17 protein-coding genes and 1 pseudogene are annotated in these 13,852 nt (G+C 45.0%); 12 read left to right on the top strand and 6 right to left on the bottom strand.

The window, feature by feature from the left end; genetic code table 11:
* The first annotated feature begins 8 nt into the window (after positions 1-8).
* The 5 genes from ASUC_RS03220 to ASUC_RS03200 all read left to right on the top strand — a co-directional run bounded on the left by ASUC_RS03220 (position 9) and on the right by ASUC_RS03200 (position 3,468).
* A complete protein-coding gene (locus ASUC_RS03220; protein WP_012072373.1) occupies positions 9-731 on the top strand; it encodes an arginine ABC transporter substrate-binding protein in 723 nt (240 codons plus the stop codon).
* A gap of 3 nt (positions 732-734) precedes the next feature.
* Positions 735-1,406 (top strand): arginine ABC transporter permease ArtQ, encoded by a 672-nt coding sequence (gene artQ / locus ASUC_RS03215; RefSeq protein ID WP_012072372.1) that lies wholly within the window; start codon positions 735-737, stop codon positions 1,404-1,406.
* Positions 1,406-2,092: an arginine ABC transporter permease ArtM gene (gene artM / locus ASUC_RS03210; protein WP_012072371.1), complete on the top strand. Its 687-nt coding sequence runs from the start codon at positions 1,406-1,408 to the stop codon at positions 2,090-2,092. The genes artQ and artM overlap by 1 nt, the downstream gene beginning before the upstream one ends.
* Before the next feature lie 155 nt (positions 2,093-2,247).
* Complete coding sequence (locus tag ASUC_RS03205) at positions 2,248-2,898, top strand: HAD family hydrolase (RefSeq protein WP_012072370.1); 651 nt, start codon at positions 2,248-2,250, stop codon at positions 2,896-2,898.
* A 111-nt stretch (positions 2,899-3,009) separates the two neighbouring features.
* Positions 3,010-3,468 (top strand): surface-adhesin E family protein, encoded by a 459-nt coding sequence (locus ASUC_RS03200; RefSeq protein ID WP_012072369.1) that lies wholly within the window; start codon positions 3,010-3,012, stop codon positions 3,466-3,468.
* A 72-nt stretch (positions 3,469-3,540) separates the two neighbouring features.
* Here the strand turns inward: ASUC_RS03200 and ampD are convergent, their stop codons facing one another.
* Positions 3,541-4,098: a 1,6-anhydro-N-acetylmuramyl-L-alanine amidase AmpD gene (gene ampD, locus ASUC_RS03195; protein WP_012072368.1), complete on the bottom strand. Its 558-nt coding sequence runs from the start codon at positions 4,096-4,098 to the stop codon at positions 3,541-3,543.
* A gap of 114 nt (positions 4,099-4,212) precedes the next feature.
* Between ampD and ppdD the strand changes: the two genes are divergently transcribed.
* From ppdD to ASUC_RS03165, 7 genes and pseudogenes are all read left to right on the top strand, one after another.
* The gene (ppdD, locus tag ASUC_RS03190) at positions 4,213-4,668 is read left to right on the top strand and encodes a prepilin peptidase-dependent pilin (RefSeq protein ID WP_012072367.1); all 456 of its coding nucleotides are present in this window, start codon (positions 4,213-4,215) and stop codon (positions 4,666-4,668) included.
* An 11-nt stretch (positions 4,669-4,679) separates the two neighbouring features.
* Positions 4,680-6,122 carry a GspE/PulE family protein gene (locus ASUC_RS03185; protein ID WP_012072366.1) on the top strand — a complete coding sequence of 481 codons (1,443 nt, stop codon included), beginning with the start codon at positions 4,680-4,682 and terminating at the stop codon, positions 6,120-6,122.
* Entirely contained in the window at positions 6,112-7,323 is a 1,212-nt protein-coding gene (locus tag ASUC_RS03180) for a type II secretion system F family protein (RefSeq protein ID WP_012072365.1), read from the top strand. Before ASUC_RS03185 ends, ASUC_RS03180 begins: the two co-directional genes overlap by 11 nt.
* Complete coding sequence (locus ASUC_RS03175) at positions 7,320-8,012, top strand: prepilin peptidase (protein ID WP_012072364.1); 693 nt, start codon at positions 7,320-7,322, stop codon at positions 8,010-8,012. Before ASUC_RS03180 ends, ASUC_RS03175 begins: the two co-directional genes overlap by 4 nt.
* Positions 8,013-8,042: 30 nt before the next feature.
* Positions 8,043-8,660 (top strand): annotated as a pseudogene (gene coaE, locus ASUC_RS03170) (dephospho-CoA kinase); the annotation flags it as partial.
* Positions 8,658-8,861 carry a DNA gyrase inhibitor YacG gene (gene yacG / locus ASUC_RS11340; protein ID WP_245822096.1) on the top strand — a complete coding sequence of 68 codons (204 nt, stop codon included), beginning with the start codon at positions 8,658-8,660 and terminating at the stop codon, positions 8,859-8,861. The pseudogene coaE and the gene yacG, both read left to right, overlap by 3 nt.
* A 10-nt stretch (positions 8,862-8,871) precedes the next feature.
* Positions 8,872-9,138, top strand: coding sequence for a GNAT family N-acetyltransferase (locus ASUC_RS03165; protein WP_012072362.1), 267 nt, complete (start codon positions 8,872-8,874; stop codon positions 9,136-9,138).
* A 48-nt stretch (positions 9,139-9,186) separates the two neighbouring features.
* Here ASUC_RS03165 and mnmA read toward each other — a convergent pair whose 3' ends face one another.
* The 5 genes from mnmA to nqrE all read right to left on the bottom strand — a co-directional run bounded on the left by mnmA (position 9,187) and on the right by nqrE (position 13,850).
* Positions 9,187-10,356 carry a tRNA 2-thiouridine(34) synthase MnmA gene (gene mnmA, locus ASUC_RS03160; protein ID WP_012072361.1) on the bottom strand — a complete coding sequence of 390 codons (1,170 nt, stop codon included), beginning with the start codon at positions 10,354-10,356 and terminating at the stop codon, positions 9,187-9,189.
* Between the two features lie 125 nt (positions 10,357-10,481).
* Complete coding sequence (nqrM, locus tag ASUC_RS03155) at positions 10,482-10,727, bottom strand: (Na+)-NQR maturation NqrM (protein ID WP_012072360.1); 246 nt, start codon at positions 10,725-10,727, stop codon at positions 10,482-10,484.
* A gap of 9 nt (positions 10,728-10,736) precedes the next feature.
* The gene (locus ASUC_RS03150) at positions 10,737-11,858 is read right to left on the bottom strand and encodes an FAD:protein FMN transferase (protein WP_012072359.1); all 1,122 of its coding nucleotides are present in this window, start codon (positions 11,856-11,858) and stop codon (positions 10,737-10,739) included.
* 155 nt (positions 11,859-12,013) lie between these two features.
* The gene (gene nqrF, locus ASUC_RS03145) at positions 12,014-13,243 is read right to left on the bottom strand and encodes an NADH:ubiquinone reductase (Na(+)-transporting) subunit F (RefSeq protein ID WP_012072358.1); all 1,230 of its coding nucleotides are present in this window, start codon (positions 13,241-13,243) and stop codon (positions 12,014-12,016) included.
* 10 nt (positions 13,244-13,253) lie between these two features.
* Positions 13,254-13,850: an NADH:ubiquinone reductase (Na(+)-transporting) subunit E gene (gene nqrE, locus ASUC_RS03140; protein WP_012072357.1), complete on the bottom strand. Its 597-nt coding sequence runs from the start codon at positions 13,848-13,850 to the stop codon at positions 13,254-13,256.
* Positions 13,851-13,852: the final 2 nt, after the last annotated feature.

Below are 13,852 nucleotides of genomic sequence, written 5' to 3'. Positions count from 1 at the left end.
GATTAGCTATGAAAAAATTAATCATTGCCGTATTATTGGCAGGCGTAGCATTCGCTACTCAGGCACGGGAAATTCGTTTTGCCATGGAACCAAGTTATCCGCCCTTTGAATTAACCAATGAAAAAAATGAAATCATTGGTTTCGATGTGGATCTTGCCAACGCTATCTGTAAAGAAATTCAAGCGAATTGTACTTTCTCCAGTCATGCTTTTGACGGTTTGGTACAAGCGGTTAAACAAAAACGTATCGATGCTGCGATGTCGGCTATGGACATTACCGAAGCCCGTTCAAAACAAGTATTATTCAGTGATCCTTATTACGACAGCTCCGCCAGTTTCATCGCGGTGAAAGGCAAGGTGGATTTAAACAGCGCTAAAAATATCGGCGTACAAAACGGCACGACTTTCCAACAATATGTGGTAGCCGAAGCCAAACAATACACGCCGAAATCTTATGCCTCCCTGCAAGATGCGATTTTAGACTTAAAAAACGGGCGTATCGACATTATCTTCGGTGACACCGCGGTACTGGCCGACATGCTTTCCAAAGAAAAAGATTTGACCTTCGTAGGCGAAAAAGTCACCAATAAAAAATATTTCGGTAACGGTTTGGGCATCGCCGTGAACAAGTCCGCACAAGACCTCGCCGCAGAACTGAACAAAGGTTTGGCCGCCGTAAAAGCAAGCGGTGAATATCAAAAAATCTACGACAAATGGATGACGGCTAAATAAGCGATGTTCTTTGATTTTCTTCCTTTAATGTATTCCGCCGCGCTCATAACGTTAGCGCTGGCGGTTTCGTCATTAATTGTCGGGCTGATCCTATCAATGTTTTTCGTAATGTTGGAAACCAGTAAGTTTGCGTGCATCCGCAAACCGGTTTCCGTCGCTATTACCTTATTACGCGGTTTACCCGAAATTATTGTGGTATTGCTTATCTATTTCGGGTCTACCGAAGTGGTGGAAAAACTCACAGGCGAGTATGTAGAATTCAGTGCTTTCAGTTGCGGTGTCGCCGCGTTATCGCTTATTTTCGCCGCTTACGCCTCGCAATCCTTACGCGGCGCTATCCAAGCTATTTCGCTCGGGCAGTGGGAAAGCGGTGCGGCCCTGGGATTAAGTCGCGGTTATACCTTCATGCATATTATTTTGCCGCAAATGTGGCGCCATGCTTTACCGGGATTAAGTAACCAATGGCTGGTTTTATTAAAAGACACGGCATTGGTATCGCTGATTGGCGTAAACGATATTATGCGGCAAACGGATCTGATTAATACCAATACCCATCAGCCTTTTACCTGGTATGGTTTCGCCGCCTTGATTTATTTGGTAATCACCTTGATTAGTCAAGTGTTTATCCGTCGTTTGGAACAACGTTTTACCCGCTTTGAACGAGGGGGCAAATAATGGCTTACGATTACTTTAAAATTATTGCCCAAGGCATTCCTACCAGCTTAATTTTAACCGTAGTGGCGTTGGTGGTGGCTTTCTTTATGGCGTTGTTGTGTACGTTCCTGCTTTCCATGAACAACAAAATCGCCCAAAGTGCGGTCAAAATGTTTATCACTTTATTTACCGGCACACCGTTGTTGGTACAGTTTTTCTTAATTTATGCCGGGCCGGGGCAATTCCAATGGATAGTCAACAGTCCGCTGTGGTCACTGTTATCCAACGCCTGGTTCTGTGCTATGTTAGCGTTGGCTCTCAACAGCGCCGCCTATTCCACCCAACTGTTTCACGGTGCGGTGAAAGCTATTCCTAAAGGACAATGGGAAAGTTGTGCCGCTTTAGGATTAAGCCGCCTGCAAACTTTAAAAATTCTGATTCCTTATGCTTTAAAACGTGCGTTGCCGTCATACAGCAACGAAATTATTTTAGTATTCAAAGGCACCTCGCTGGCGTCCACCATCACGATTCTGGACATCATGGGGTATGCCCGCCAGCTTTACGGTACAGAATACGACGCTTTAACCATTTACGGCATTGCCGGCGTAATTTATCTGGTTATCACCGGTATCGCTACATTGTTGCTGCGTAAATTGGAAAAACGCGTGCTCGCCTTTGAACGTTTGGAAGTGGAAAACGCCGCTTAAGCCGAAAGCAGTTCGTCAAACGAACTGCTTTTTTACGGTTAACGGATTTCCAGGCACGGCTAGAAATAAGTGCGGCCAGAAAATGCAATGTTTTTTTCGACCCGTTTGCAACAAATACGGGAAATTCTATTTTCAGTAACAATACAGGATTTTTTATGGCAATTAAGAATGTAATTTTTGATATGGACGGCGTGTTGGTAGACAGCGAACCGCTCTGGGCAGAATCGCAAATAGAAATATTGGCGCAATACGGTGCCGTTATAACCGAACCGGATTGTGAAAAATATACCCGCGGCTTGCGGGTGGACGAACTTGCCGCAGTCTGGGTAAAAAAATTCCATTTAAACGTCGAACCGACGCTGTTGCGCGACAAAATCGTAGAACTGGTCTGCCGAAAAATTACGGAAAAATCCGTACCGATGGACGGTATTTACCAACTGCTTGATTTTTTAAAATCCAAACAAATTCCTACCGCACTTGCGACTTCGTCCAATCGAAAAGTAATCAAAACCGTTTTTGACAAACTGAAATTATGGGATTATTTCCCGATTCAATGTACTGCCGCCGACGAAGAACTGGCAAAGCCTCATCCGGCGGTTTATCTTTCCGCCGTCAAAGCGCTGGGTGCGACAGCTGGCGATTGCCTGATCATCGAAGACAGCGTCACCGGTTTAATTGCGGCTAAAGCGGCCAATGTTCGCACCTTTATTGTGAACCCCAAATTTGCCGATGAACGTTTCGCCATTGCCGACGAACGGATGGCGAGTCTACGCGACGTCCTGAACATTTTGCAGCAAGAATTATAAAATCTCCGGAACGGATTAGTCTTTCCGATGGAATTAAAGGTTTATCCTCAGCATAAATTGTGCCAAAATAAGACTAACCTCGAACTGATGTGATGGTTTAAGGAGCTTATTATGAAAAAATTCATCCCTGTCGTTCTTGCAACCTTATTATCGGCATGCACCTCGGTGGAGCAAACCAAACGTCCGCTGGTATCGCTCTCGCCGCCGGAAGAAACAGCGCCTGGATTCTTAAGAATGTCTCCTGCTTCATATTATTATGTGGATATCAGTTCGATCGTAGCGGAACCCGAACAAAAACATATCGTTCATTTTGATACGGTTATAAATTTGCGAAAGGGTAATTATATTTTCACCGATCCGGCAGTTTTCGCCCGTTCCATCCGCCAATCGAAAGTGCTTAATTGCCGGAATTACCAACTGAAACAGTTAAAAAGCGATTATTACAGCGATTTCTGGGGCGCCGGACAGCACACGCCCGTCAAAAAACAGCGGGAATATATTGTAAAACTGCGTCCCAGTTCATCGCTCTATACCCTAAGCGAAGTGATTTGTGTTAACGTTATGCGCTGAGTTAATACGAATCAGCATGACAACCGAACAAAGTGCGGTGAAAATTGTAAGGATTTTTACCGCACTTTGTTTTTATAATCCGCCAAAATACCGCGCCCAATCAAAATACTGTCCCGGATCGATTTTACGTCCGGGCGAAATATCGCAATGCCCCACAATTCTGTTGCGGCTAATTAACGGATAACAGTTTTGAATTTCTCGGGTTAATGCGGTTAACGACATATATTGCGCTGCTGTGAACGGTTGTTCGTTACTGCCTTCCAGTTCAATACCGATAGCGAAATCGTTACATCTCTCGCGTCCGTCAAAACAGGACAATCCCGCATGCCAGGCTCGATCCTTAAAATTTACATATTGCGTCACGCGTCCGTTTCGTTCAATCAGACAATGAGCGGAAACACGAATCTGATATATTTCCTCAAAATAAGGATGCTTGGTCGGGTCCAGTTTTCCCTGAAAAAAATCATCAATAAAACCGCCGCCGAACCGGTCGGGCGGAAGGCTGATGTAATGGATGACCAGCAAGGAAATATCTTGCGGATCAGGCCGCACGTCAAAATGAGGCGATAGAATTCTTCGGGTATTTTCCAACCAGCCGTCGGTAATTTTAAAAACAGTTTTTTGTGTCATAACGTGCGATTTTTGCGATCCTGATTCAAAAACGGGAACGACTATTTTGACAGGATTTTGACTTTATTTCAAAGTGCGGCTATCTGCTCTTCATCACTAAAAAGGAAAAACATCATGAAAACCGACCGCACTTTTTATCGCGCCTCATTCTCCGTATCCGGGTATAAGGGCTTCACCTTAATCGAATTAATGATTGTTATTGCCATTGTCGCGATTTTGGCCACCGTCGCCGTTCCGTCCTATCAAAACTACACCAAAAAAGCCGCCGTTTCGGAGCTGCTGCAGGCATCGGCACCCTATCGTTCAGAAGTGGAACTCTGTGTCTATAATACCGGTTCCGTCACAAACTGTACGGCGGGTTCAAACGGCATTCAGAACGATAATGCCGGTTTCGGTAAATATGTAGACAGCGTAAAAGTCTCGGGCGGTGTCATTACCGTAACGGGTAAAGGCAGCCTGAACGACACAAGTTACACGTTAACTGCCGGCGGCGACGCGTCTAAAGGCGTAACCTGGACGACCGCCTGCAAACCGGACGCCAGTATTTTCCCGTCCGGATTCTGTAATTAAGGAATTATCCTATGTCGGGCGACCACAAAACCGTCACCACAAGTACGGGAGAAACGATAGAAATTTCACCGCATTTGTGGACAAAGAATCAGGATCAACAAGCGTTACTCGTACGTTTTCTCGCCTTACCTCTGCAGGAAAACGACAGCATACTCTGGCTGGGATTAGACAGTTTAACCAATTTATCCGCTTGCGAAACCTTTGCATTTTTAACGGGTAAAATCATTGAGCCGGTGCTACTGACCAATCAGGAATTAAAACGTTGCTTGCAGGCATTATCGCCGCAAACCTTTCAAGTGGAAGAAAATCCGATTTTCTATACCGAGGAAACTACCGACGTTGAACAAAAATCCGACGATACCGTTATTCAATTATTGAATCAGATCTTTGAAAACGCCCTTCACCGGCAGGCTTCGGATATTCATTTGGAACCGCGTCCGGATTGTTTGCAAGTCCGCTTCCGCATTGACGGCGTTTTACAAAACCAAACACCGATTTCATCGGCATTTGCCAATCGCGTAATTTCCCGGTTGAAACTGCTGGCGAAATTAGACATCAGTGAAATGCGCCTGCCGCAGGACGGACGATTCCATTTTAAAACCACCTTTTCCGATGTACTTGATTTGCGCCTCTCCACACTTCCCACTAATCTGGGGGAAAAGGCGGTACTGCGGGTACAACAAAATAAACCGGTCACGCTGGCATTTTCCGATTTGGGGATGAATGAAAATCAACAGCGCATTTTCCGCTATGCCCTCAGTCAACCGCAAGGGCTTATTCTGGTCACCGGCCCTACCGGCAGCGGAAAAAGTATCACGCTTTATACCGCACTTTCCTCGCTGAATTCTGCCGAAAAACATATTATGACGGCGGAAGATCCCATTGAAATAGAACTGGACGGGATTATCCAAACCCAAATCAACCCGGCTGTCGGTTTGGATTTTAGTCGTCTGTTGCGAACGTTTCTGCGTCAGGATCCCGATATCATTATGCTGGGCGAAATTCGTGACGAAGAAAGCGCCGCTATGGCGTTACGTGCCGCGCAAACCGGTCATTTAGTACTTTCCACTCTGCATACTAACGATGCCTCATCAGCAATTTCGCGTTTACGTCAGCTCGGTATTCAGCAACACGAAATCGACAGCACTCTGCTACTGGTTATCGCACAACGATTAATCAGAAAATGTTGTCCGAAATGCATCACAAGACCGGACGACAATTATTTGGATACAGAAAAGTGCGGGCAAAAATCCGCTGATTCTTGTGATTGTCATCAAGGTTATAAAGGTCGTGTGGGAATTTATCAGCTATTACAGCCCGACTTTAGCAACGCTCAACAACAATATCGTTTGGATTTTCCCGACCTTTATCAGGCGGGGTTGGAAAAAATCAATACGGGAATCACCGATTTTACCGAAATTCAACGGGTACTGGGAGTAAAAAATGAAACTTAGCATGTACCGTTGGAAGGCAACGGATCGTTTCGATCAACAGCAACGGGGCGAATTAGTTGCGGAAGATGAAATCAAGGCCAAGCAGATTCTCTTTTCACGCCAGCTGCGAAACATCAGATTACAGCGAAACTGGCAACTTTCTCCCGCCCCGAAAAACGTCGAAATCTGCGACTTGCTGCAACAACTGGCTACCTTGTTGCAGGCTTCGGTTCCTCTGAAAAACAGCCTGCACATTCTGCTATCCAACTGCGCCAATATTCCGCTATATCAATGGTTACAACAGTTATTACGGGATATAGAAAGCGGACTGGCATTCTCTCAAACATTAAACCGACAACAAAAATTTCTGACTCATCAGGAATGTCAGCTCATCCGAGTAGGGGAAATGACGGGACAACTCGCCAAGGTTTGTCAGCAGATTGCCCTGTCCAAACAACAAGGCTTAGCATTGCAACGGAAGATCCAGAAAATTTTGCTCTACCCCATGATGATTCTGATTATTTCACTCATTTTGACCGCACTTTTACTGATTTTTATTGTGCCGCAATTTGCCGAAATGTACGGCGGAGAATCCACGCAACTTCCGCTATTCACGCAAATTTTAATGAATCTTTCTCAAACCTTGCAGCAATATTTTGTGCTGTTCTGTCTGGGATTAGCAGCAATAATTTTCTTCATAAAACACCGGCTTCGACATTCGCTTCGGTTACACCGACAAAAAAACAAATTGGTCGCTGTCATCCCCGTATTAGGGCAGATCGTCTCGCTTTCCCGCTTGGTTCGCTTTTGTCGCAGTTTGCACTTAATGCTACACGCCGGTGTGCCGCTTCATCAGGCGCTGCTGTCATTTCTGCCGACAGACAAGTCCGACACCGTTATTCGATATGACGTCGCTTTAATTCAAGAAGTACAGTTTATGCTGCAAGGCATTCAGAAAGGTTTCGCATTTTCCGCTTGTGTGGGCTCGGCGCTGTTTCCTATGCAGGCACAGCAAATGCTTCAGGTCGGCGAACGCGCGGGAAAACTGCCTCTGATGCTGCAACACATTGCGGATAACTACCAACAGCAATTGGATCACAAAATCGATCTGTTATCACAAATGCTGGAACCTTTTTTAATGCTGATTATCGGTAGTATTATCGGTTTGATTATGTTGGGTATGTATTTACCGATTTTCAATATGGGATCGCTGATTCAATGATTATCATACATTTTCTGCTCGGCGGATTATGCGGTATGGGAATTCGTTATTACTGCCGGCATTTTGCTCTTTGGATTGCACATGATGTTCATGCCTCCTACTGCGAAATATTTTCCCGGGAAATGGCTTTCGATGCCCGTCGGGCAATAATCAAACCGTTAAAGTGCGGTCATTTTTTGTGGTATTTTTTCTTGGGCGGAACCCTATTTTCCCTGTATTGGCTTTGCCTGCGCGAAATTACTGTCAGCCTTTATTTCGCCTGGTTGAGCGCATTACTGTATCTTATCGCTAAAATCGATTGGCACTATCGCCTGATTCCGCCCGATTTATGTCAATTAGTCGGTATATTCGGTATAATCGGCAGCGTTTTTCAGTTTCAACCGCAGTCACTTGAGCATGCGGTTCAAAGCCTGTTTATCGGATTTAGCGTATTCTGGGCGGTTTTCTACATCGCCCGTTTTATCTACCGACGGGAAGCCTTCGGTCGGGGCGACTACTGGTTAATCGGTGCGCTTTCCGCGTTCCTGCCCTGGCAACTATTGCCGCTGTTCATTTTCACCGCTTGCATCTCCGCATTGATTTTCACATGGGTTAGGCACGCTATCGGCAAAGGCATTAATATGATCCCGTTCGCACCGTTTCTGATTTGCGCAGGAATATCGACATTTATATGGAATGTGCTAGGATAAATGCACTGCTTTACATCGCGAGAAAATGTTATGACTTACGTCGTGGGATTAACCGGCGGTATCGGTAGTGGAAAAACCACTGTCGCCAATTTATTCGCCGAACTCAATGTACCGATTGTCGACGCCGATGTCGTCGCCCGTCAAGTCGTGGAAAAAGGTTCGCCTCTGTTAATGCAAATCGTCAATCATTTCGGTTCCGCCATAGTAACGGAAAACGGCGATCTGAACCGACCGGTATTACGTCAGCTGATCTTTCAGAATGAAGCGGAAAAAGACTGGCTGAATCAGTTGCTGCATCCGGCAATCCGGGCGGAAATGATCACTCAATTAAACAAACAGACTGCACCTTACACCTTATTTGTAGTGCCGTTATTAATTGAAAATAAGCTCACCGAGCTATGCGATCGCGTTTTAGTCATTGATGTGAAACCTGAAACCCAATTAATTCGTGCCAGCCGGCGAGATCACGACCAACGAGCGCTGATTCGAAAAATTATGGACGCGCAGGTGAGTCGGGATATACGTTTACGCTTTGCCGACGACGTAATCAACAATGACGGCGAACTGAGCGTACGCTACGACGAATTGCGCCGGAACGTGTTAAAATTACATCGAATTTATCTGAATTTAGCGGAGAGAAAAAATATGAACGACACCTTTAGCGTCGAATGCCCGACTTGCAAAAAAAAGGTAATCTGGTCTCCCCGGAGCCCTTATCGCCCGTTTTGCAGCAAGCGGTGCCAGCTAATCGATCTAGGCGAATGGGCGGATGAAGAAAAAGCCATTCCGTGCGAAACGGCGGATTTCGCGACCAACCCGGAATTTTCCGACGAATGGACCGGTCGATAAGGAAGAAATTATGAAAATTCATCATCAAAGTAATGAACAGCACGGCGAATTTTTCGTGCTTGATGATAACGGTGAGAAAATTGCCGAACTTACCTATTATTACCAGGACGAAAAAACCGTCAATGCTAATCATACCTATGTATCGGAAAGCCTGCGCGGACAAGGTGTAGCAGATAAACTCTATCAGGCGTTAATTACGTTTATCACAGAAAAACGGCTGAATCTAAACCCGACTTGCAGTTACATTGCGCACAAATGGAAACGGGATAGTCGTTAAAACCAAAAGTGCGGTCATTAAAATGATCATTTTTACCGCACTTTGATATTATTTGATTTGTGTTTCGATGATGCCGCCACCCAAACATTCTTCCCCTTGATAGAAAACCGCCGATTGCCCCGGCGTCACCGCGATTTGCGGTTCGTCAAAATGTACTTCCACCGTATCGTCATTCACCGGCACCACCTCGCAAGCAATATCCGTTTGGCGATAACGGGTTTTTACCGTACAATGCAAAGTTTTCCGCAACGGCTGTTCGGAAACCCAAGTCAATTGTTTGGCAATCAATCCGGAAGATTGCAAAGCGGAATTATCATGCCCTTGCGCCACAACTAACACGTTGTTCTTCAAATCTTTTTCTACCACATACCAAGCATTTTCATCTTTGCCTTTAATACCGCCGATGCCCAATCCTTTACGCTGCCCCAATGTATGATACATCAACCCTTGGTGACGACCGATCACCTCCCCTTCCGTGGTTTTAATATCACCGGGTTGCGCCGGTAAAAAGCGGGCTAAGAAATCTTTGAATTTACGCTCGCCGATAAAACAAATGCCGGTAGAATCTTTTTTCTTCGCGGTGATTAATCCCAGTTCTTCCGCAACGGCGCGTACCACCGTTTTTTCCACTTCACCCACAGGGAAAAGGCTTTGCCCCACTTGTTTTTTGCTGAGTGCATGCAGAAAATAGCTTTGATCTTTATTGTTATCTAATCCGCGTAAAAGGTGGGCGTCGTGATCCGGACCGGAACGACGCACATAATGCCCCGTTGCAATATAGTCCGCGCCGAGGTCTTCCGCCGCATATTCTAAAAACGCTTTGAATTTGATTTCTTTATTGCACAGAATATCGGGATTCGGCGTACGTCCCGCTTTGTATTCGCTGAGAAAATGTTCAAACACATTATCCCAGTATTCGGTGGCAAAATTAATTTTATGCAACCGAATACCCAGTTTGTCACAAACCGCCTGTGCGTCGGCTAAATCCGCCGCCGCCGTACAGTAATCCGTGTCATCGTCTTCTTCCCAGTTCTTCATGAAAAGCCCTTCCACCTGATACCCCTGCTGTTGCAGAATAAAGGCGGAAACAGAAGAATCGACACCGCCGGACATACCTACAATCACTTTGATTTTGCCGTTTTCGGCAAGTTGTCCCGGTGTGAGTTTTGGAAAATATTGGTTATAAGTTTTTGAACCGAGTATTGCTGAATGAGTCATATTTCTCCCGTAACTTCGGTTAAGGCGAAGCACATTTGGTTTATATGTTAATTAAATAACGGCGCATATCGTATACGCGCCGCTGAACGTATAGGCTGTATATTCGATACGCCCTATCGGCCGGATTACTTTACTTCATAGAATTGCGGCGCTTTATTGAATCGATCTAATTCCGAGGCATCCACTTCGCCTTTGGCGACTTTATCTTTCAAATTATCGCAAGGCTCTTCGCAATCACACATTTTCTTCATACCGAGCGCCGTAATACCGCCGCAACTGCCCTTGATAGTTTTCTTGTTAAGAATATAACCAATGGACATACCGAAAATAACCAGAATAAAAATTCCGAATGTAGCTAAAAATACTGACATAGTTTGTTCCTATTTTCTTTGTTCCGCCAAAAGTGCGGTGAATTTTGATGACAATTTCGTTTCAAAACCATTATCGGTTTTAATGATCAGATATACGGCAAGAGCATGCTGCTCCGCCACCCGCAATGCTTCGTCTTCACCCAGCACGAACAATCCCGTAGACAAGCCGTCCGCCGTCATTGAACTCGGATGCAACACCGTAATAGACGCCAAACGGTGTTGAATCGGATAACCGGTTTTCGGGTCAATTTCATGGGAAAAACGTTTTCCCCGCTCTTCAAAATAAATGCGGTAATTACCTGATGTCGCCATGGCTAAATCCTGTAATCCGATCACCTGTTCTACCGCCCGGGAACCGTCGAAATTCGGTTTTTCAATAGCGATTTGCCAGTGTTTACCCTCGATATTTTTACCTTTAGCACGAATTTCGCCGCCGATTTCCACCATATAATTCTGTACGCCGAATTGTTCCAACGCTTCTGCAACCTGATCTACACCGAAGCCTTTAGCGATAGAAGAGAGGTCAATATAAAGTTGCGGCACGTTTTTTTCAAGCACAAATTTACCGCTATTTTTGCTCAACTTCAGTTTATCTAACCCCACCCATTGTTGGCGCTCCGCTAATTGCTGCGCCGCCGGTTGACGTTCCGGGCGTTTTTCCGGACCGAATCCCCACAAATTCACAATAGGACCGACCGTCACGTCCAATGCCCCCTCGGTAATCTGATTTAACCGTACCGCTTCCTGCAACACGGTTCCCAATTCTGTAGAAATCTCTACCGGCACATTAACTTCTTTTGATTGATTAAAACGACTCAATTCCGAATTCGGATCGTAGGTTGACATTTTAGTATTTACATCTTTCAGGATATCTTCAATCTGCGCATGCGCTTCTTCCGCGTTTTTGTTCAGGCTGCCGTCGTCAATATATTTGATGTGATAGGTCGTGCCCATGGTTTTACCCACAAAAGAAATAATTTCGGCATCTTTCCGGCAACCGCTTAACGTTAAAACTACACAAAGTGCGGTCAAAAAAAACGATATTTTTTGTAAATCGAGTTTCCCTATCTTGCCGAAAAGAAAACGCAACGGCTTAATCGCCGTCCGTAAAGTTAAAATAATTTTATTCATATTTTGTATGGGGCTATCATATTCGCCCGATTTCCGCTCAGGTTTCAGGGTGCCTTGATATGCCCCGAGAAATCCTTTTCATGAATAAGCACAAACGGTCAAATTTACAAAATATCTGCAAATTTGACCGCACTTTTTAATGGGAAGGATTAAGATCAACCACCGAAGTCATCTAACAAGATGTTTTCATGTTCAACGCCTAAATCTTCCAGCATTTTAATTACTGCCGCATTCATGACCGGAGGTCCGCACATATAGTATTCACAGTCTTCCGGAGCTTCATGATTTTTCAGATAGTTTTCATAAAGCACGTTATGGATAAAGCCTGTATAACCGTCCCAATTGTCTTCCGGAAGCGGATCGGAAAGCGCAACATGCCATGTGAAATTCGGATTTTCGGCTTGTAGCTGATCGAAATCTTCCACATAGAACATTTCACGTTTAGAACGCGCACCATACCAGAATGAGATTTTACGTTTACTGTGCAAACGTTTTAACTGGTCGAAAATATGCGAACGCATTGGCGCCATACCGGCACCACCGCCGATAAATACCATTTCCGCATCGGTATCTTTCGCGAAAAATTCACCGAACGGACCGGAAATCGTCACTTTATCGCCGGGTTTTAACGACCAAATATAAGAAGACATTTGACCCGGCGGAACGTTCGGATTACGCGGAGGCGGCGTAGCAATACGCACATTCAGCATAATAATCCCTTTTTCCTCCGGGTATGACGCCATAGAGTAAGCACGGATAATATGCTCGTCCACTTTGGACACATAACGCCACAGATTAAACTTATCCCAGTCTTCATGATATTCTTCCGGAATATCGAAATCTTTGTAAGCTACGGTATGCGGTTCCGCCTCGATTTGGATATATCCCCCCGCACGGAACGGCACTTCTTCGCCTTCAGGAATGGCGAGTTTAAGTTCTTTGATGAACGTCGCCTTATTATCGTTAGAAATAACGGTACATTCCCATTTTTTCACGCCAAAAACTTCTTCCGGCAATTCCACGTCCATTGAAGATTTTACGTTTACCTGACAAGACAAACGCCAACCCTCTTTCGCTTCTTTTTTCGAGATATGTGATAATTCGGTCGGTAAAATTTCACCGCCGCCCGATTTCACTTTTACCCGGCATTGTCCGCATGAACCGCCGCCGCCGCACGCGGATGAAACGAAAATTCCTTTACTCGCCAATGCGCCGAGTAGTTTACCGCCGGCCGGCAATGTAATGGCTTTTGACGGATCGTCATTAATGGAAATCGTGATATCGCCGGAGTCTACTAATTTAGACTTCGCGATCAAAATCACTACCGCAAGCACCAATACAATGGCAGTAAATGCACCAATACCGAAAATAAAATTACTATCCACGATATGCTCCTTATAATTGAATGCCTGAGAATGACATAAAGCCTAATGCCATTAAGCCTACAGTAATGAAGGTGATACCTAACCCGCGTAAACCGGCCGGTACGTCAGCATATTTCATTTTCTCGGTTAATCCGGCTAATGCAACAATAGCTAACATCCACCCCGTACCGGCGCCGATACCGTAAACAACCGATTCTGTGAAATTGTATTCGCGTTGAACCATGAAGGATACGCCGCCGAAAATCGCACAGTTTACAGTGATCAACGGTAAGAAAATACCTAACGCACTGTAAAGCGAGGGTACGAATTTATCCAAAAACATTTCCAGAATTTGTACCAACGCCGCAATAACACCGATAAATGTGATGAAATTTAAAAAGCTTAAATCCACCCCATCAACTAATGCATTTTCTTTCAAAATATGGGTGTAAACCAATTGGTTCACCGGCACGGCAATGCCTAATACGACAATTACCGCAATCCCCAAACCGAATGAGGTCGAAACTTTCTTTGACACCGCCAGGAATGTACACATACCGAGGAAAAAAGAAAGCGCCATGTTCTCAATGAATACAGACTTCACAAATAAACTAATGTAATGTTCCATTG

This window comes from Actinobacillus succinogenes 130Z (genome assembly GCF_000017245.1).
Taxonomy (GTDB): Bacteria; Pseudomonadota; Gammaproteobacteria; order Enterobacterales; family Pasteurellaceae; genus Exercitatus; species Exercitatus succinogenes.
This window is presented reverse-complemented; position numbering and strand designations above follow the sequence as displayed.